The organism is Pseudomonas sp. S32 (genome assembly GCF_016648095.1).
Classification (GTDB): Bacteria; Pseudomonadota; Gammaproteobacteria; order Pseudomonadales; family Pseudomonadaceae; genus Aquipseudomonas; species Aquipseudomonas parafulva.
On record NZ_JACVVF010000010.1, the window covers coordinates 53,027 to 70,226 of the forward strand.

A 17,200-nucleotide genomic window follows, 5' to 3' on the forward strand; every position below is an offset into this window, starting at 1 on the left:
GGCATTATACGCCGGGCGGCGGCAGCGGGACGGCTGTGACGCGCCAGTCATCGCCTACTGCACGCATGTCGGTGATTTTCAGCCGCGGCGCCTCACTCATCTTGCTCAGTGGCCACTCCAGGAGCGGCCTGGCGAGCGAACCGAGGAAGGTGCCGGCGACGAACAGCTGGTACTCATCGACCAGGCCGTGCCGGGCAAACGCCCCCACCAGCCCGGCGCCGGCTTCCAGCAGGATTTCGTTGACGCCCCGGGCCGCCAGGGCGTGCAGCAGCGCCGGCAGGTCGACCTGGGCATTGTCGCCGGGGAGGCTGAGCAGTTCATGGCCTGCAGCGGCATAGCGCGGGTCATCTGCGACAGCGGTCACCACCAGGGCCGGGCCGGCCTGGAAAAAAGGCGCGTCCAGCGGCAGGCGCAGGCGGCCATCGACCAGCACGCGCAGAGGGCGGCGGCTGAGGGCAAGTTGAGTGGTGTCGGCATCCAGGCCTAGTTCGTCACCGCGCACGGTCATGCGCGCATTGTCGGCCAGCACGCTGGCCGCGCTGGTCAGCACCGCGCTGGAGCGGGCGCGCAGGCGCTGCACGGCCGAGCGGGCAGCTGGGCCGGTGATCCACTGGCTCTCGCCGCTGGCCATGGCGGTGCGCCCGTCCAGGCTCATGGCCAGCTTGGCGCGAACGAACGGCATGCCGTGCTCCATGCGCTTGAGAAAGCCCGGGTTGAGCGCCCGCGCTTCGGCTTCAAGCACACCGCTGGCCACTTCAATGCCGGCGTCGGCCAGGCGCTGCAAGCCACGCCCTGCCACTTGCGGGTTCGGGTCCTGCATGGCTGCTACCACCCGAGCCACGCCGGCCTTGACCAGGGCTTCGGCGCACGGTGGGGTGCGCCCATGGTGGCTGCAGGGTTCGAGGGTCACGTAGGCACAGGCGCCCCGGGCCTGCTCCCCGGCTTGGCGCAGCGCGTGCACCTCGGCATGGGGCTCGCCGGCGCGCACGTGCCAGCCCTCGCCCACCACCTGGCCATCGCGCACGATGACGCAACCCACGCGGGGGTTGGGATGGGTGCTGTACACGCCCTTGCGCGCCAGTTCGAGCGCGCGGGCCATGTAGTGGGCATCAAGGGCGGCAGAGGGGCTTTGCATGTTCACTCTTTGGCTGGCTCGCGGGCCAGGCGGTCGATTTCTTCACGGAACTCGTCCAGGTCCTGGAAGCGGCGGTAAACCGAGGCAAAACGGATGTAGGCCACTTCATCGAGCTTGCGCAGCTCGCCCATGACCAGTTCGCCCACCACCAGGGATTTCACTTCACGCTCACCGGTGGCGCGCAGCCGGCTCTTGATGTGCGCCAGCGCAGCTTCCAGGCGCTCTACGCTCACCGGGCGCTTTTCCAGGGCCCGCTGCATGCCGGCGCGCAGCTTGTCTTCGTCGAAGGGCTGGCGTGTACCGTCCTGCTTGATCAGCCGGGGCAGCACCAGTTCGGCGGTTTCGAAGGTGGTGAAGCGCTCGCCGCAGGCCACGCACTCGCGGCGGCGGCGCACCTGCTCGCCCTCGGCAACGAGGCGAGAATCGATGACCTTGGTGTCGTTGGCACCGCAAAAGGGACAGTGCATGGTGGCAGGCAACAAAAAAAGGGAGGGCCATGGTAGCGCATTGCACTGGCAAGACAAGCCAAAGGGGTTAACATCCAAGGGAAATCTGCCCGCTAAGGACTCCTCCATGCACCACCGAGCACTCGTTGTGCTGTGCTGCGCCGCCCTGCTCGCCGCGTGTGGCAGCGACAGGCCGAAGACCGACACCCCGCCTGCGCCTGCGCCGGTTGCCAAAGCCAAGCCTGCCGAAGTGCTGGGCCCGCTGCCCGTCTACCAGCGCGAGTTGAGCGGTACCTTGCTGGAGGTGCCGGCCGGGGCCGAGGTTGAACTCGCCCTGCTGGTGATCGACGAGCGCAACCGCCCGCAACGGCTGCTGGCCAGCAGCAACCTGACCGGTACTGGCCAGGCGCTGCCCTACCACTTGCGTTTCAACCCCGAAGCCTTCCCGGCCGGCGCACGTGTAGAGTTGCGCGGTCGCGCCAGCCGCTCCGGCCAGTTGATCCTGCACCTGCCGCCGGTGGCCATCGCCCAGGCGCAAACCCAGGCCACTGGCCCGCTGCGCTTCGAAAAGGCGCCTTGAGTGGCGCCGCTGGCCCTGACGCAGGCGCTTGGCGCGCTGATCGGTGAAGCCCGCCTGGTCGTCAGCGACCTGCCCGGCTGCGACCTGCGGCTATGGCTGATCGACGAGCAGAACATGGACCGGGCCTTCAGCAGTGATGAAACCCGGCGCATCCTGGAAGAGCCGCCGTACTGGAGCTTCTGCTGGGCCAGCGGCCTGGCCATGGCGCACTTTCTGGCAAAGCACCCGCAATGGGTAGCGGGCAAGCGAGTGCTGGATTTTGGCGCAGGCTCCGGCATCGCCGGTATTGCGGCCGCGCGGGCGGGGGCCTTGGAGGTTGTGGCCTGCGACCTCGACCCGCTGGCCTTGCAGGCATGCCAGGCGAATGCGGCGCTCAATGGCGTGACGCTGGGTTACAGCAGCGATTTTTTTGCCGAAGACGACCGCTTCGACCTCATTCTGGTAGCCGATGTGCTGTACGACCGCGCCAACCTGCCGCTGCTGGATGCCTTTCTCGGCCGCGGCCGCCAGGCGCTGGTGGCAGACTCCAGGGTGCGCGACTTCAGCCACCCGCTGTACCGGCAACTGGGGGTACTGGACGCCCTGACCCTGCCAGACCTGGCCGAACCGTACGAATTCCGCCGGGTCAGCCTGTACCACGCCAGCCGCGACCCCTTATAGTGGTGCCATACACCCGTTTGTGAGAGTCGCGATGACCCAAGACACGCCCTACATTTTCGACGTCACCGATGCCAACTTCCAGCAGCTGGTGATCGAGAACTCCTTCCATAAGCCCGTGCTGGTGGATTTCTGGGCCGAGTGGTGCGCGCCCTGCAAGGCCCTGATGCCGCTGCTGGCAAAAATCGCCGAGGGCTACCAGGGCGAGCTGTTGCTGGCCAAGGTCAACTGCGACGTTGAACAGCAGGTCGTGGCCCAGTTCGGTATCCGCAGCCTGCCCACGGTGGTGCTGTTCAAGGACGGCCAGCCGGTGGACGGTTTCGCCGGTGCCCAGCCTGAATCGGCAATCCGCGCCCTGCTTGAACCCCACGTGCAAATGCCAGCCCCGGCCGCGGCGTCGCCGCTGGAACAAGCCAAGGCGCTGTTTGCCGAAAGCCGCTTCGCCGAAGCCGAGGCGCTGTTGCAGGCACTGCTGGCTGAGGACAACAGCAACGCTGAAGCGCTGATCTTCTACGCCCGCTGCCTGGCCGAGCGCGGTGAGCTGGGTGAAGCCCAAGTGGTGCTGGATGCGGTCAAAAGCGACGAACACAAGGCTGCACTGGCCGGTGCCAAGGCGCAACTGACCTTCCTGCGCCAGGCCGAGAGCCTGCCGGAAGTGGCTGACCTGAAAAGCCGGCTGGCGCAGAACGCCGAAGACGATGAGGCGGCTTACCAGCTGAGTATTCAGCAGCTGGCGCGCCAGCAGTACGAGGCTGCACTGGAAGGTCTGTTGAAGCTGTTCCAGCGTAACCGCGCTTACGAAAACGGCCTGCCACAAAAAGCCCTGCTGCAGGTGTTCGAGCTGCTGGGCAGTGATCACCCGCTGGTGGGGGTTTACCGGCGCAAGCTGTCGGCGGCCATGTTCTAGCCATTCCAGGGGCCGCCTGCCGGCCCCTGTGTTCGAGGCCTCTCAGCCTACCCAGTGATACACCGGCGCATCCTCGCCACTTGCCACCTTCACCTCGCTGCAGTGCCGCAAGCGCACCAACAGGCGCTTGCCTGCGGCGGTGCTCCCGGCCAGGCCCTCCAGGCGGTCGAGCAATTCCGGCCCGCTCATGTGCCCCGCCACGCGCAACACGTCGCGGGCCGCAGCCCAGTGGCCGTCGTCCTGGCGGGGCGCCGCTGGGGCTGGATGCTGGACAGGCTGCGGGGCAACCGGCAGCTCAGCCTGCCGGCCGAGCTGGGCCCACTCTTCGGGGGCCAGTTCGATTGTCAGGTCCACAGGCCATTGGCCAATCTGTCCACGTATTCTCACAGTGCATTCCTTGAAGCGGGTTGATGCGTTGCATGCTACCGCAACATGAAACCTGCGCCACACAGGCTGGCAGCCGCCGGAGAATTCGTTATAACATAACCGCAACATCCATAACCTGTTCTGGAGCATTCCATGCGTCGTCTGCTGCTCGCCCTGCCCTTCGCCTTGCTGCCACTGGCCGTGGCCCACGCCCATGATGACGATGACCATGATCACGACCATGCCCATGGCACACTCGGCGCCCATGAACACGGGGTGGCCAAGCTCAACGCCGTACTCGATGGCAACAGCCTGGAGCTGGAACTGGACAGCCCGGCGATGAACCTGGTGGGCTTCGAGCACGCCGCCAGCACCGATGCCGACAAGGCCAAGGTGGCGGCGGTGCGCAAACAGCTCGAACAACCCCTCACGCTGTTCGGCCTTGCCGCCGCCGCCGGCTGCAAGGAAGACCAGCAAGCGCTGGAAAGCCCTTTGTTCGGCGATGCCGCCAAGGCTGACAACGACGGTGACGCCCATGAACATAGCCACCAGCACAGTGATATCGGGGCCCATTACCAGCTCACCTGCAGCAACCCGGGCAAGCTCGCCCAGGTAGACCTGGCACCGCTGTTCAAGGCCTTCCCGGCCACCCAGAAAGTCAACGTGCAACTGATCGGCCCCAACGGCCAGAAAGGGCTGGAAACCACACCGGCCAAGGCCGTGGTTACGTTCTGAATGGGCCAGCCGCTGATACAACTGCAAGACCTGGTGTTCGCCTGGCCTGGCCAGGCGCCGCTGCTGGATGTGCCGGCATTCCAGCTGGATGCCGGTGAGGCCGTGTTTCTAAAAGGCCCCAGCGGCAGTGGCAAAACCACGTTGCTGGGGTTGCTTGGCGGCGTGACCGTGCCCGAGCGGGGCCACATTCGGTTGCTGGGTCAGGACCTGGCCGGCCTGGGGCAAGGCGCCCGGGATCGCTTCCGGGTGGACCACACCGGCTATATCTTCCAGCAGTTCAACCTGCTGCCGTTTCTGTCGGTACGGGAAAACGTCGAACTGCCGTGCCGCTTCTCGGCCAGCCGCAAGACGCGGGCCGAGCAGCGCCACGGCAGTGTCGCCCAAGCGGCGCAAACCTTGCTGGCCCACCTGGGCCTGGATGACAGTGCATTGCAGGCCCGGCGCGCAGACAGCCTTTCGATTGGCCAGCAGCAGCGGGTTGCCGCTGCGCGTGCGCTGATCGGCCAGCCCGAACTGGTGATCGCCGACGAGCCGACATCGGCCCTGGATGCCGATACCCGCGAGGCGTTCATCAGCCTGCTGTTCGCCGAGTGCCGCGCGGCGGGTGCCAGCCTGCTGTTCGTGAGCCACGACCAGAGCCTGGCGCCCCTGTTCGACCGCCACCTTTCCCTGGCCGAACTCAACCGCGCCGCCAAGCCCCGGGAGGTCTGATGTACCTGTTTCGCCTTGCTCTGGCCAGCCTGGCCAACCGGCGCTTTACCGCCTTTCTCACCGCGTTTGCCATTGCCCTGTCGGTCTGCCTGCTGTTGGCCGTGGAACGCGTGCGCACCGAAGCCCGCGCCAGCTTCGCCAGTACCATCAGCGGCACCGACCTGATCGTCGGCGCACGTTCCGGCTCGGTCAACCTGCTGCTGTATTCCGTGTTTCGCATCGGCAACGCCACCAACAACATTCGGTGGGACAGCTACGAACACTACGCCAAGGACCCGCGGGTGAAATGGGCCATCCCCATCTCGCTGGGCGACTCGCACCGCGGTTATCGGGTGATGGGGACCACCGGCGAGTACTTCGAGCGTTACCAGTATGGCCGGCGTCAGCACCTGGAGCTGAGCCAGGGCCGCGCCTTTGCCACGGACCCGTTCGAGGTGGTGCTTGGGGCAGAAGTGGCCGAAGCCCTGCACTACACGTTGGGCGACAAGCTGGTGTTGGCCCACGGGGTGGCAGCCATCAGCCTGGTGAAACACGACGACAAGCCGTTTACCGTGGTCGGTGTGCTCAAACGCACTGGCACCCCGGTAGATCGCACCCTGCATATCAGCCTGGGCGGCATGGAAGCCATCCACATTGACTGGCACAACGGGGTGCCAGCCCGGGGGGCGGGGCGCATCAGTGCTGAGCAGGCGCGCACCATGGACCTGCAGCCAACCGCCATTACCGCCTTCATGCTGGGGCTCAACAGCAAGATCGCCACCTTCAGCCTGCAGCGTGAAATCAACGAGTACCGCAGCGAGCCGCTGCTGGCGATCTTGCCTGGGGTGGCCCTGCAGGAACTGTGGAGCCTGATGGGCACCGCTGAGCAGGCCCTGTTTGTGGTGTCGCTGTTCGTGGTGCTGACCGGTTTGATCGGCATGCTCACGGCGATTCTGACCAGCCTCAATGAGCGGCGACGGGAGATGGCGATCTTGCGTTCGGTAGGCGCCAGGCCGTGGCATATTGCAGGGCTGCTGATACTGGAGGCGCTGGCGCTGGCAGGTGTCGGCATCGTCGCCGGGCTGGGCTTGCTGTATGCGGGCATAGCGCTGGCGCAAGGGTATGTGCAGGCCAACTACGGCTTGTTCCTGCCGTTGGCGCTGCCGAGCCCCCACGAGTGGACGTTGCTGGCTATCATCCTTGGCGCGGCGTTGCTGATGGGTAGCGTACCGGCGTGGCGAGCGTATCGGCAGTCGTTGGCCGATGGTTTGTCGATCCACCTTTGAGTGCGTGTTCAATGATCAGACAGCTACTTGACAGCAGTGTGGGCTTGCCCGCGAAAAAGCCGGCACTGCGCTGGTTACTGGCCCTGCTGATGCTCGCCGCGGTGCCAGCATGGGCCGCCGAGCCCAAGGAGCTCGACTGGCCTGCCCTGATTCCCGAGGGCGCCCCGGTCATCCCGCCGCAGCTCGCCCCGCTGCACGACATGTCGCAGCTCAGCAATGCGCTTTCTGCCGAGTCGGCCCCCGCTGCCCGCCAGCAAGCGCCGGATGCCCCTGTGGTGCAGAGCCTGGACGGGCAGCAGGTCAAATTGCCCGGGTACATTGTGCCGCTGGAAGTGAGCGAGGAAGGCCGCACCACCGAGTTTCTGCTGGTTCCGTATTACGGCGCGTGCATCCATGTGCCGCCGCCGCCTTCGAACCAGATCGTGCATATCTTCAGCGAGATGGGCGTGCGGGTGGAGGACCTTTATCAGCCTTACTGGATCGAGGGCCGAATGCAGGTAAAAGCCACCAGCAGTGAACTTGCCGATGCGGGTTACCAGATGGAAGCCGAAAAAATTTACGCCTATGACCTCAAGTAAACGCAGTTTGCAGGGGGTGAAGACGCTTCGTTGAGCTGGGTCAAACTTTCTGTTTAGTTGCATCCGTACCATTGGACTACATGATTATTAACGTCCTCTGGGAGCTTCCATGAACAAGTCCTTGCTCGGTGCGTCACTCGTGGCCCTGGCACTCGCCGCCCCTGCCGCCCACGCCTATCAACCGGGTGATTTCATCATCCGTGCCGGTGCCATCACCACCGCACCCAATGAAAGCAGCAGCGACCTGAAGTTTGATGGCAACAAGGTTTCGGGTACCAAGGCGACCCTGGACAGCGACACTCAGCTGGGCCTGGCATTTGCCTACATGCTCACTGACCACGTCGGCCTGGAGTTGCTGGCTGCAACCCCGTTCCAGCACACCGTGGGCGTTAAAGGCCTGGGTGGCGGCCTGGACGGCAAACTGGCAGACATCAAGCAACTGCCACCGACCCTGTCGCTGCAGTACTACCCGATGGACGCCGCGTCAAAGTTCCAGCCCTACGCTGGCGTGGGTATCAACTACACCCTGTTCTTCGACGAAGACCTGAGCAGCAACCGTAAACAACAGGGCTTCAGCAACCTGAAACTGCAAGACTCCATTGGCTTCGCCGGCCAGCTGGGCATGGACTACATGCTCACCGACAACCTGCTGGTCAACGCCGCCGTGTGGTACGTGGACATCGACACCAAGGCGAGCGTCAACGGCCCAAGCGCATTGGGCTACAGCAAGACCAAGGTCAATGTGGACGTGGACCCATGGGTGTACATGGTGGGCCTGGGCTACAAATTCTGATCGAACCCGTTACCGGGGCCGCATCGCGGCCCCGTTTCATTGCAGCCCTATTTCTACCGAGATGTAGCGGGGTTGCTCAACAGCTGTGCCAACCCTTCGGTCAGTGAAGTGGCCTGGGGGAATTCGAAGCGTGCCAGCAAGCGCTGGTTATCCGCCCGGGAATGGCGAATGTCACCCGCACGCGGCGCGGCATGGTTGATGGCCGGCAGGCTGCCTATCACCTGCTGCAACGCCGCCAGCAGCTGGTTCAGTGAAGTCGCCTGGTTCAGGCCGATGTTCACTGCGCCCTCCCCTACCTGCGCTTGCTCAAGCGCCTGCACCATCACCCGCACCAGGTCGCCGACATAGAGGAAGTCACGGGTCTGCTCGCCATCGCCGAACACCGTGATCGGCAACCCCTGCAACGCACGTTCGCTGAAAATGCTGATAACGCCGGAATAGGGCGAGGACGGGTCTTGCCGCGGGCCGAAAATATTGAAGAAACGGAACACCACCGGCTCCAGGCCGTGCTGGCGACGGTAAAAGTCCAGGTATTGCTCGCTGGCCAGCTTGTCGACCGCATACGGGGTCAGCGGTGCCTTCGGGGTATCCTCGGCAATTGCCTGGCCCTCGCCGTTGTTGCCGTACACCGCAGCACTGGAAGCGAACAGCACACGGCGCACACCGTGCACGCGCATGGCCTCGCACACATTGAGGGTGCCGATGAAGTTGCTTTGGTGCGTGCGCACCGGGTCGTCCACCGAGGCCTGGACCGAGGCCACAGCAGCCAAGTGCACAACCGCCTGGCAACCTTCAACCGCCCGCTGAACAAGTGCGGCATCAGCAATATCACCCTCGATCAGTTCGAGCCGAGGGTGCTGCAGTTGCAAGTTGTTGCGCTTGCCCGTGGACAGGTCATCGACAATGCGTACCGCATAGCCTTTATCCAGCAATGCATCGCACAGGTGCGAGCCGATGAAGCCGGCACCGCCGGTGATCAGGATTGGGGAATCAGACATGACGGTAGAACCGGTCCAGTAAGGCCGGCAGGCCGGCACGCCAGGCCCGCGGCTTGATGCCGAAGGTGTGAAGGATTTTCTTGCAGGCCAGCACCGCGTTCTGCGGCTCTTCGCTGGCATCCGGGCGTGCGGCATGGGCTTGGGCGGTAGGCGTCTGCACGGCCAGCTGGCGGTGTTTACCCGCCTCGGCAAGGATGGCCTGGCCCAGCGCCAGCGGCGTGGTCGCCTCGTTGCCGGCGTAGTGATAGGTGCCCCACAGGGGTGAACTGCAGTCCAGCTGCTTGAGCACAGACAGTATGACCCTGGCCGCATCGTCTACTGGCGTTGGGTTGCCGCGCCGGTCATCAGCCAACAGCAGCTCATGCGGCTGCTCGGCACGGGTCAGGAAACGCCCCAGGGAGCCCTCGAGGGTTTCATCGAGCAGCCAGCCGAAGCGCAGCAATACGTGCTGGGGGCACGCCGCCCGCACGCTTTGCTCGATGCGCCAGAGTGCCTGGCCACGCAGGCCCAGTGGCAGCGGTTCGTCCTTTTCGCTATAGGCGGTCGCCCTTGAGCCATCGAAAACCCGGTAGCTCGAGGGCTGCACCAGGGTAATCTGATGGTGCTGGCATAATTCGGCCAGCCGCTCCACGGCACGTTCCTGTTGGGCCAGACGCGATTCGCTGACCGATTCGGCCTGGAACCAGTCGAAGTAATAGGCCAGGTTGATCACCGCGTCGGGGCGATGATCGTCAAGCAGCTGAGTGAGGCTGGCCGGCGCCCAGCCATCCTCGGGGGGGCGTGGGGCCAGGAAAGCGATGTCCTCCTCGGCCCCAAGACGAATCAGCGCTTGCCCAAGGGCATTGCCACCACCCAACAGCATCAGGCGCATACGCATAGAGTCAGCAGATCCGGAGAGGTTAGTAAAGGAAAGCGGCCATTTTGCGGTTTCCGGGCTGGGAAGTCCAACCACAGGCTCTGTCAAGCGTTAGGCCGCTGTACTTACCTCTACAGAACGCGCTGTACAGATGGCCGTTTACTCGATTTCAAACAGACTGTTACGCAGAGGGCCGACACTCAGCCGCTCCCGAACATCGTCATCTATACGGGGGTCGTCCGGGCGGTACAGTTTGACCTGGCGATAGGCGTTGATGCGATTGATCTCCTGCCCTAGATACTCCCACACCACCCGCGTACACGCAGGGTTGCGGCGGTCTCCGCTGGACACGCCCGACTTCAGCCCATTGAGGCGCGTGATGCGGCTCTTGAAACTGGGAATCAGTATGGTCTGGCTCATCTCGTTGTAGGTCAGCGACTCGTAGTCGATGAGAAACACCCGGTCCTGCAACTGGAACGCGGCGCCCAGGTAGCGGCAGCGCACTTCGGCGTGCTGGTCGGTGGCGGTGGAGCGCTCCTGGCGTTCCTGGCGTTCGAACAGAAAGCGCCCGCGCTCCTCCCACAGGTGCACCAACGACACCAGGATGGTGCCCGGCACCGACATGCAGTTGGAATACTCGAAGTAGTAACCGCAATAGCGCGACAGGTTGCCAGCGTGTTCATGCAGCGGCCGGAACAACTCGCTGATCGGGTCGTCAGGTTGCTCGGCGACGGTTGAGACACGCGCACCGATCAGGCGTGAGAACTGCTCGGCAGGCAGGTTGAGCTCGTAATCCTCGACCCCGAAGAAGTCACCGATGCGCTTGAGGTTGTAAGCCGTCGGACGGCTCTGCCCGCTCAGGTATTTGTTGAACTGGGCCCGATTGATCGACAGCTGCCGGCAAACTTCGGAAATAGAGCGGTAGTGGCTGCAAGCCAGCTTCAAATTGGTAGCGAAATGATCGCTCATGTGCAAAACCCGGATGACGCGAATGGCTCAATTGTAGCATCAAGTCGCATCAAGTGTGAGCAACCCGCGAAATTGTAACCACTCTTGTCATGGCCAACCATGCGCCCCAACGAATAGCGGTGCGCCTGCCGTCCGCTGGTCTTTCCACACGAAGAATAAGAATCGAGGTCATTTTCCAATGCTCGAAGTAATCAACGATTTCCTCTCGGGGAAACTTCTCATCGTGCTGATCGTGGGGCTGGGTAGCTACTTCACCATCCGTTCCCGATTCGTCCAGTTCCGCCACTTTGCACACATGTTCGGTGTGTTCAAGGAATCGCTGCGTGGCCAGGCAGGCCAACTGAGCTCCTTCCAGGCCCTGATGCTGAGCCTCGCCGGCCGCGTTGGCGCCGGTAACATTGCAGGTGTTGGTATCGCTGTAACCCTGGGCGGCCCTGGTGCCGTGTTCTGGATGTGGGTGACCGCGCTGGTGGGCATGTCCAGCAGCTTCTTCGAATGTACCCTGGCCCAGGTGTACAAGCGCGCCGATGGCGATGGCCTGTACCGCGGTGGCCCGGCCTACTACATCCAGCATGGTCTGAAATACAAGGGCATGGCGATCGTGTTCTCGATCCTGCTGCTGGTCACCTACGGCTTCGCCTTCATCGGGCTGCAGTCGTACACCGTGACCCACTCGCTGCAGAACGCCTTCAACTTCGATCCGCGCCACACCGGTATCGTGCTGGCGGTGCTGCTGGCCATCACCTTCATCGGTGGCATCAAGCGCATCGCGGCGGTGTCCGACCTGCTGGTACCGATCAAGACCCTGGCCTACATCGGCGTGACCCTGTACGTGATCGGCACCCAGATCGAACACGTGCCCGCCATGCTCGAAACCATCTTCAAGAGCGCCTTCGGCCTCGACCCTGCCTTTGGCGGCCTGCTGGGCAGCGCCATCGTCATGGGCGTGAAGCGCGGCGTGTTCGCCAACGAGGCGGGCCTGGGCAGTGCGCCTAACGTGGCCGCTGTGGCTGCCGTCAAGCACCCAGGTGCGCAAGGCGTGGTACAGGCGTTCAGCGTGTTCCTCGATACCTTCGTGATCTGCACCTGCACCGCCCTGCTGATTCTGCTGTCGGGTTTCTACACCCCGGGCTTCGAAGGTGACGGTATCGTGCTGACCCAGAACTCGCTGGCCGCCGTGGTCGGTGACTGGGGCCGCATCTTCGTCAGCGTGGCGCTGTCGCTGTTCGTGTTCACCTGCATCCTCTACAACTACTACCTGGGCGAAAACAGCCTGCAGTTCCTGAGCCGCAACCGCGCAGTGCTGATGGTATTCCGGGTACTGGTACTGGCCCTGGTGGTATGGGGTTCGATGCAGGACCTGTCGACCGTGTTTGCCTTCGCCGACATCACCATGACCTGCCTGGCCTTCGTCAACCTGATGGCCCTGGCCCTGCTGTTCAAGGTCGGCCTGCGCGTAATGCGCGACTACGATACCCAGCGCAAGGCGGGTATCAAGCAGCCAGTGTTCGACTCGGCCAAGTTCGCCGACCTGGACCTGGACCGCAACGCATGGCCTGCCAACCCGCAGGTGGACACAGCTTCTGACAAAGCAGTCGGCCAGGCCGAACTGCAGCGCTGATACCCTGCCGTGCCAAGCCGCCCCGTTCGCGGGCGGCTTTTCTTTCTCCGCTCACCGCTACGGATGCTCTCCATGCGTGCAGTCAAGAACCTCCTCGTGCTCTACACCGGTGGCACCATCGGCATGCTTGAAACCCCCGAGGGCCTGGCCCCCGCTGGCGGTTTCGATGCCCGCATGCGTGACCACTTCGCCCTGATGGCCGACGCGCCCAAGGTCCAATGGACCTTGCAGGAGCTGAACCCGCTGCTCGACAGCGCCAACATGCAGCAACACAACTGGCTGGCCATGCGCGATGCCATCGTGCAGGCGGTGGAAGTGGCCGGCCATGATGGTGTGTTGGTGCTGCATGGCACCGATACCCTGGCCTACAGTGCTGCGGCGCTGTCGTTCCTGCTGCTGGGCCTGCCGGTGCCGGTGCTGCTGACCGGCTCGATGCTGCCAGCAGGCGCCCCCGGCAGTGATGCCTGGGGTAACCTGTGCGGTGCGTTGCAACAGTTCGAACAGGGCGTTGAAGCCGGCGTACAGCTCTACTTCCATGGCCGCCTGCTGCACGGTTGCCACGCTTCGAAGCTGCGCAGCGAGGCCTTCGATGCGTTCGCCGCGCTGCCCCGTCATCGCCACAGCGAGCGCGCAGCAGAACTGCCCGCTGCATTGACCTATCGCCACCCTCGCCAGCCGGTCAACCTGGCGGTGGTACCGGTGTTCCCAGGCCTGCAGGCCGCTCACGTGCAGGGGTTGCTGGCCAGCGGCGTGCAAGGCGTTCTGCTGGAATGCTACGGCAGCGGCACCGGGCCGTCGGATGACCAGGCACTACTGGACACCTTGCGTGAAGCGCGCCAGCGCGGCGTGCTGCTGGCAGCCATCAGCCAGTGCCCGGAAGGCGATGTGGTGTTCGACACCTACGCCGCGGGTAATCGCCTGCGTGGTACGGGGCTGGTGAGTGGCGGCGGCATGACCCGCGAAGCTGCGCTGGCCAAGATGTTCGCACTGCTGGGCGCTGGCCTGAACGTCGACGAGGCCGAGCAGTGGTTTGCCCTGGAGCTGTGCGGGGAGCGGTAGAAGTGGCGGAAGGCAGCGGGAGTCGAACCTGCCCGGGAACGGATGCCGTCCCCAACCGGGTTTGAAGCCCGGCCGCGCCACCGGGCGCGATTGCCTTCCTTTGAGTCAGTGCCTGGCCTGCTGCTGGGCCAGGGCGCTGTCAGCGCGAATGTGGCGCTGGTCGGCCACCCTGCGGGTCAGGCCGATACGGTCGAAATACTCCAGAATCTGCACACTGCGCTTGCGACCGATGCCCAACATATCGCGAAACGCCGCAACCTGCACTACCGGCGTGGCATCGATGTGGCTCTGCAACAGCTCTGCCATGCGCTCCAGCGTGGCTTGCGGGTAGAACAGGTCACGCACTACCTGGTGCACCAGCCCTAACCGGGCCAGCTTGCGCAGCAGCAGGCGAACGTCGGCTTCGGCGCAGTTTTCTTCACTCGCCAGTGTTCTGACCCAGGGCGGGTCGTACAGCCCTGCCAGCAGCCGGGGCTGCAAGCGCGCCCATAACGCCGTGTCTGCATCGCTCAGCTGAACCTTGTGATCCGGCAGGTGCAGCCAGGCCCCGCTGCTGGCCAAGGCGCCCTGCGCCAATAGCTCATCCACCAGGCTGACGAAGGCCGGGCGCTCAAGGGGCATGGCTGCAAAGCGCCTTAACCGGTCGCGGTCGGGGCCAAGCTGGTCGGGCTCCTGTACGTGAAACAGCGCCAGCTGACTGAGCAGTTCTTGCCGCAGTGCCTGCCATTGGGCGTTGGCGAACAACAACTGCCCCTGCCGTGTGGCGATCACCTGGACATCCTCGGGTAATGCCCAGGTATTGCGCAGGCGATTGAATTGCCGCTCCAGGCGCTGGGGGTCGATGCCACCGGCGGCACTGGCCAGCAGCCCTGGCAGCGCCTGCTCGAGCCCTGGCGCATCACGCAGCACTTGCAACTGTTGCAGGCGCTGTTCACTGCGGCGCTGCCGGCTGGGCGCGAACGGGTCGAGCACCCTGCCCCCGCCCAGGGTGTGCTGGGCGCGCTGGTCACGTAGCACCAGGCGGTCGCCGTGCACGGCCTGCAGGGGGGCGTTCAGCAGCAACTGGGCGAACATGCGCTGGCCTGGGGCAAGGCTTGGCCCTTCCAGCAGGGCAACCCTGGCAGTTACATCCTGAGTGCCCAGGTGCACGTGCACAGCATTGAAATGTTCGAATACCCGCCCCTCGCCCGGTAGCAAGTGCAGCTCGATGTCTACCCTTACGCTGGGCGCATGCAGCCACTGGGGCACTAGCCAGTCGCCCCGGCGCACGTGCTCCACCGCCAGGCGCTCGGCAGCGATATTCAGCGCCACCCGCTGCCCCGCTTCTGCCACCAGCGCTGGCTGGTTCTGCGCGTGTAAACCGCGCACGCGTACCGGTTTGCCGGCCTTGCCCAGCAACAGCGTATCGCCAGCCCTTACCTGCCCGGCCAATGCGGTACCGGTTACCACCACACCGGCACCGGTGACGGCGAAGGCGCGGTCTACCGCCAGGCGAAAACCGCCGGCCACACTGCGGCGTTGTACATCACGCCCCGCCATCACCAAGGCCTGACGCAGCGCCTCCACCCCTGCCCCGGTGATACTCGACACTGCAAACTGCTGCGCGCCGGCATAGGGCCCTGGCGCCAGCAGCTCGCCGACCTGCTGCTGCACCTGCGCCAGGCGCTCAGGTTCGACACGGTCACTTTTGCTGATCGCCACCAGGGCCTGGGGGATGCCCAGCAGCTGGATGATCGCCAGGTGCTCGCGGGTCTGCGGCATTACCCCGTCGTCTGCCGCCACCACCAACAGCACCAGGTCGATGCCGTGGGCACCGGCCAGCATGTTGTGGATGAAACGCTCGTGACCCGGCACGTCGATAAAGCCCGTCAGCGGCGCGCCCTCCGCCAGCGCCGCATAGCGGTAGCCGAGGTCGATGGTCATCCCCCGTGCCCGTTCTTCCTGGCGATGGTCGCCGGCCTGGCCGGTGAGCGCCTGCAGCAAGGCAGTCTTGCCATGGTCGATGTGGCCGGCTGTGCCAACGATCACTGCACCGGCCCCACGTGCAGGCCGGGCAACTGCGCCAGCCACTGGGGCTCGTCGTCCAGTTGGCGCAGGTCGAGCCACAAGGCGTCATCGTCAATGCGGCCAATGACCGGCACTGGCAGCTCGCGCAGTGCACGCTCCAGCGCATGCAGGCTGCGCCCGCGCAACCGCTTGGGCACCAGCGGGCGCACGCACAACGCGGCGCTGGGCAGGCGTGCCACAGGCTGGCTGCCACTGCCGATCATGCCCAAGGCAGGTTGCACGCTCACGGCCCACTGTTCACCCAGGCGGGCCTTCAGCTCGGGTGCCAGGCGTTCGGCCTGCGCCTGGATATCCGCCTGGCTACGGGTAAGCAACTGCAGGCTGGGCAGGCGTTCGGCCAACCGGTCGGGGTTGCGGTACAGCGCCAGCACTGCTTCGAGCGCGGCAAGGGTGATCTTGTCGACACGCAGGGCACGCTTGAGCGGGTTTTTCTTGATACGGGCGATCAGGTCCTTGCGGCCGACGATAATGCCGGCTTGTGGCCCGCCCAGCAGTTTGTCACCACTGAAGGTAACGATATCAGCGCCGTCAGCCAGGGCCTGGCGAACGGTGGGCTCGGCCGGCAAGCCCCAGCGCGTGAGGTCCAGCAGGCTACCGCTGCCCAGGTCTTCGAGCAGTGGCAGTTGGTGCTGACGGGCGATGCGCGCCAGCTCTGCGGTAGGCACCTGGTGCGTGAAGCCCTGGATGCTGTAGTTGCTGCAATGCACGCGCATCAGCAAACCGGTACGCGGGCCGATAGCGGCCTCGTAGTCGCGGGCGTGGGTACGGTTGGTGGTACCGATTTCGTGCAGCTTGACCCCGGCACGGACCATGATGTCGGGGATGCGGAAGGCGCCACCAATCTCGATCAGTTCACCCCGGGAGATAATGCCTTCCTTGCGCGCGCCCAGGCTGTTCAGGGCCAGCATGACCGCCGCCGCGTTGTTGTTGACCACCGTGACGGCTTCGGCACCGGTCAGCTCGCGCACCAGCCCCTCGATCAGGTCATCACGGTCGCCGCGCTTGCCAGTGGCCAGGTCGAACTCCAGGTTCAGCGGGTAGCGCGCCGCGGTGTGCATGGCCTCGATGGCCTCTTCAGGCAGCAACGCCCGGCCGAGGTTGGTGTGCAGCACGGTGCCTGTGAGGTTGAACACCCGGCGAACCTGGCTGCGTTGCTGGATGGCCAGCCGCTCGCCGGCACGGCCCAGCAGCACTTCGCCAGCCAGCTCGGGGGCGCTGAGTTCGCCAGCGCGGGCCGGCTCGCGCAGGTCGTCGAGCAGTTGCCGCAAGGTGGCCAGGACGGCGTCGCGGCCGTGGCGGTCGATCAGCGGGTGGCAGGCGGGGTGACGCAGCAGTGTATCGATGGAAGGCAGGCGTGGGGTGTCGCTGGCTAAGCTGAGGGACATGCGGTACTACCCTGGGCTGGTCCGTTTGCGGTACTGGCCTTTGTCGCCGGCAAGCCGGCCCCACAGGCGTTT

The 17,200-nt window shown here is 64.7% G+C and carries 18 protein-coding genes and 1 tRNA gene; 10 read left to right on the plus strand and 9 right to left on the minus strand.

Annotated features, from left to right (window positions below):
- Positions 1 to 4 precede the first annotated feature (4 nt).
- Positions 5 to 1,135, minus strand: a complete 1,131-nt coding sequence (ribD, locus tag IAE38_RS07795; RefSeq protein WP_201216904.1) for a bifunctional diaminohydroxyphosphoribosylaminopyrimidine deaminase/5-amino-6-(5-phosphoribosylamino)uracil reductase RibD — start codon at positions 1,133 to 1,135, stop codon at positions 5 to 7.
- Between the two features lie 2 nt (positions 1,136 to 1,137).
- Positions 1,138 to 1,602 (minus strand): transcriptional regulator NrdR, encoded by a 465-nt coding sequence (gene nrdR, locus IAE38_RS07800; protein ID WP_027915127.1) that lies wholly within the window; start codon positions 1,600 to 1,602, stop codon positions 1,138 to 1,140.
- Positions 1,603 to 1,708: 106 nt separating this feature from the next.
- On the opposite strand from nrdR, the gene IAE38_RS07805 reads away from it, so the two are divergent.
- The 3 genes from IAE38_RS07805 to trxA are packed head-to-tail and all read left to right on the plus strand — an operon-like array spanning position 1,709 to position 3,725.
- Complete coding sequence (locus IAE38_RS07805; protein WP_201216906.1) at positions 1,709 to 2,161, plus strand: YbaY family lipoprotein; 453 nt, start codon at positions 1,709 to 1,711, stop codon at positions 2,159 to 2,161.
- Complete coding sequence (locus IAE38_RS07810; protein WP_201216908.1) at positions 2,162 to 2,821, plus strand: class I SAM-dependent methyltransferase; 660 nt, start codon at positions 2,162 to 2,164, stop codon at positions 2,819 to 2,821.
- Positions 2,822 to 2,852: 31 nt separating this feature from the next.
- Positions 2,853 to 3,725 carry a thioredoxin gene (gene trxA, locus IAE38_RS07815; protein WP_201162808.1) on the plus strand — a complete coding sequence of 291 codons (873 nt, stop codon included), beginning with the start codon at positions 2,853 to 2,855 and terminating at the stop codon, positions 3,723 to 3,725.
- A 42-nt stretch (positions 3,726 to 3,767) separates the two neighbouring features.
- Here the strand turns inward: trxA and IAE38_RS07820 are convergent, their stop codons facing one another.
- Entirely contained in the window at positions 3,768 to 4,112 is a 345-nt protein-coding gene (locus IAE38_RS07820) for a hypothetical protein (protein ID WP_201216910.1), read from the minus strand.
- A 132-nt stretch (positions 4,113 to 4,244) separates the two neighbouring features.
- Here IAE38_RS07820 and IAE38_RS07825 point away from each other — a divergent pair, with 132 nt between their 5' ends.
- The 5 genes from IAE38_RS07825 (at position 4,245) to IAE38_RS07845 (ending at position 8,173) form a co-directional block, all read left to right on the plus strand.
- The gene (locus IAE38_RS07825) at positions 4,245 to 4,826 is read left to right on the plus strand and encodes a DUF2796 domain-containing protein (RefSeq protein ID WP_201216912.1); all 582 of its coding nucleotides are present in this window, start codon (positions 4,245 to 4,247) and stop codon (positions 4,824 to 4,826) included.
- Complete coding sequence (locus IAE38_RS07830) at positions 4,827 to 5,537, plus strand: ABC transporter ATP-binding protein (protein ID WP_201162805.1); 711 nt, start codon at positions 4,827 to 4,829, stop codon at positions 5,535 to 5,537.
- Positions 5,537 to 6,802, plus strand: a complete 1,266-nt coding sequence (locus IAE38_RS07835; protein ID WP_201162804.1) for an ABC transporter permease — start codon at positions 5,537 to 5,539, stop codon at positions 6,800 to 6,802. The genes IAE38_RS07830 and IAE38_RS07835 overlap by 1 nt, the downstream gene beginning before the upstream one ends.
- A 65-nt stretch (positions 6,803 to 6,867) precedes the next feature.
- A complete protein-coding gene (locus IAE38_RS07840; protein ID WP_201162845.1) occupies positions 6,868 to 7,380 on the plus strand; it encodes a DUF3299 domain-containing protein in 513 nt (170 codons plus the stop codon).
- A 109-nt stretch (positions 7,381 to 7,489) separates the two neighbouring features.
- Positions 7,490 to 8,173 (plus strand): OmpW/AlkL family protein, encoded by a 684-nt coding sequence (locus tag IAE38_RS07845; RefSeq protein ID WP_028633060.1) that lies wholly within the window; start codon positions 7,490 to 7,492, stop codon positions 8,171 to 8,173.
- Positions 8,174 to 8,226: 53 nt separating this feature from the next.
- Here the strand turns inward: IAE38_RS07845 and IAE38_RS07850 are convergent, their stop codons facing one another.
- The 3 genes from IAE38_RS07850 to IAE38_RS07860 form a co-directional block, all read right to left on the minus strand.
- Positions 8,227 to 9,171, minus strand: a complete 945-nt coding sequence (locus IAE38_RS07850) for an NAD-dependent epimerase/dehydratase family protein (RefSeq protein ID WP_201216915.1) — start codon at positions 9,169 to 9,171, stop codon at positions 8,227 to 8,229.
- On the minus strand, positions 9,164 to 10,048 hold the full coding sequence (locus IAE38_RS07855; RefSeq protein WP_201216918.1) for a sugar nucleotide-binding protein: 885 nt from the start codon (positions 10,046 to 10,048) through the stop codon (positions 9,164 to 9,166). The genes IAE38_RS07850 and IAE38_RS07855 overlap by 8 nt, the downstream gene beginning before the upstream one ends.
- 138 nt (positions 10,049 to 10,186) lie before the next feature.
- On the minus strand, positions 10,187 to 10,996 hold the full coding sequence (locus IAE38_RS07860; protein ID WP_201216921.1) for a helix-turn-helix domain-containing protein: 810 nt from the start codon (positions 10,994 to 10,996) through the stop codon (positions 10,187 to 10,189).
- A gap of 178 nt (positions 10,997 to 11,174) precedes the next feature.
- Between IAE38_RS07860 and IAE38_RS07865 the strand changes: the two genes are divergently transcribed.
- Together IAE38_RS07865 and IAE38_RS07870 are read left to right on the plus strand one after the other, a co-directional pair.
- Positions 11,175 to 12,617: an alanine/glycine:cation symporter family protein gene (locus tag IAE38_RS07865; protein WP_060482347.1), complete on the plus strand. Its 1,443-nt coding sequence runs from the start codon at positions 11,175 to 11,177 to the stop codon at positions 12,615 to 12,617.
- A gap of 72 nt (positions 12,618 to 12,689) precedes the next feature.
- Complete coding sequence (locus IAE38_RS07870) at positions 12,690 to 13,676, plus strand: asparaginase (RefSeq protein WP_201216924.1); 987 nt, start codon at positions 12,690 to 12,692, stop codon at positions 13,674 to 13,676.
- Between the two features lie 3 nt (positions 13,677 to 13,679).
- Here IAE38_RS07870 and IAE38_RS07875 read toward each other — a convergent pair.
- The 3 genes from IAE38_RS07875 to selA all read right to left on the minus strand — a co-directional run bounded on the left by IAE38_RS07875 (position 13,680) and on the right by selA (position 17,128).
- Positions 13,680 to 13,775 (minus strand) — tRNA-Sec (locus IAE38_RS07875).
- 6 nt (positions 13,776 to 13,781) lie between these two features.
- Positions 13,782 to 15,704 (minus strand): selenocysteine-specific translation elongation factor, encoded by a 1,923-nt coding sequence (selB, locus tag IAE38_RS07880; protein WP_201216952.1) that lies wholly within the window; start codon positions 15,702 to 15,704, stop codon positions 13,782 to 13,784.
- Positions 15,701 to 17,128: an L-seryl-tRNA(Sec) selenium transferase gene (gene selA / locus IAE38_RS07885; protein WP_201216927.1), complete on the minus strand. Its 1,428-nt coding sequence runs from the start codon at positions 17,126 to 17,128 to the stop codon at positions 15,701 to 15,703. The genes selB and selA overlap by 4 nt, the downstream gene beginning before the upstream one ends.
- Positions 17,129 to 17,200: the final 72 nt, after the last annotated feature.

What these genes read in the sequence shown, in the direction of transcription:
- ribD (WP_201216904.1), bottom strand. Translation starts at nt 1,135, where the DNA reads ATGCAAAGCCCCTCTGCCGCCCTTGATGCCCACTACATGGCCCGCGCG.
- nrdR (WP_027915127.1), bottom strand. Translation starts at nt 1,602, where the DNA reads ATGCACTGTCCCTTTTGCGGTGCCAACGACACCAAGGTCATCGATTCT.
- IAE38_RS07805 (WP_201216906.1), top strand. Translation starts at nt 1,709, where the DNA reads ATGCACCACCGAGCACTCGTTGTGCTGTGCTGCGCCGCCCTGCTCGCC.
- trxA (WP_201162808.1), top strand. Translation starts at nt 2,853, where the DNA reads ATGACCCAAGACACGCCCTACATTTTCGACGTCACCGATGCCAACTTC.
- IAE38_RS07825 (WP_201216912.1), top strand. Translation starts at nt 4,245, where the DNA reads ATGCGTCGTCTGCTGCTCGCCCTGCCCTTCGCCTTGCTGCCACTGGCC.
- IAE38_RS07830 (WP_201162805.1), top strand. Translation starts at nt 4,827, where the DNA reads ATGGGCCAGCCGCTGATACAACTGCAAGACCTGGTGTTCGCCTGGCCT.
- IAE38_RS07835 (WP_201162804.1), top strand. Translation starts at nt 5,537, where the DNA reads ATGTACCTGTTTCGCCTTGCTCTGGCCAGCCTGGCCAACCGGCGCTTT.
- IAE38_RS07845 (WP_028633060.1), top strand. Translation starts at nt 7,490, where the DNA reads ATGAACAAGTCCTTGCTCGGTGCGTCACTCGTGGCCCTGGCACTCGCC.
- IAE38_RS07850 (WP_201216915.1), bottom strand. Translation starts at nt 9,171, where the DNA reads ATGTCTGATTCCCCAATCCTGATCACCGGCGGTGCCGGCTTCATCGGC.
- IAE38_RS07855 (WP_201216918.1), bottom strand. Translation starts at nt 10,048, where the DNA reads ATGCGTATGCGCCTGATGCTGTTGGGTGGTGGCAATGCCCTTGGGCAA.
- IAE38_RS07860 (WP_201216921.1), bottom strand. Translation starts at nt 10,996, where the DNA reads ATGAGCGATCATTTCGCTACCAATTTGAAGCTGGCTTGCAGCCACTAC.
- IAE38_RS07865 (WP_060482347.1), top strand. Translation starts at nt 11,175, where the DNA reads ATGCTCGAAGTAATCAACGATTTCCTCTCGGGGAAACTTCTCATCGTG.
- IAE38_RS07870 (WP_201216924.1), top strand. Translation starts at nt 12,690, where the DNA reads ATGCGTGCAGTCAAGAACCTCCTCGTGCTCTACACCGGTGGCACCATC.
- selA (WP_201216927.1), bottom strand. Translation starts at nt 17,128, where the DNA reads ATGTCCCTCAGCTTAGCCAGCGACACCCCACGCCTGCCTTCCATCGAT.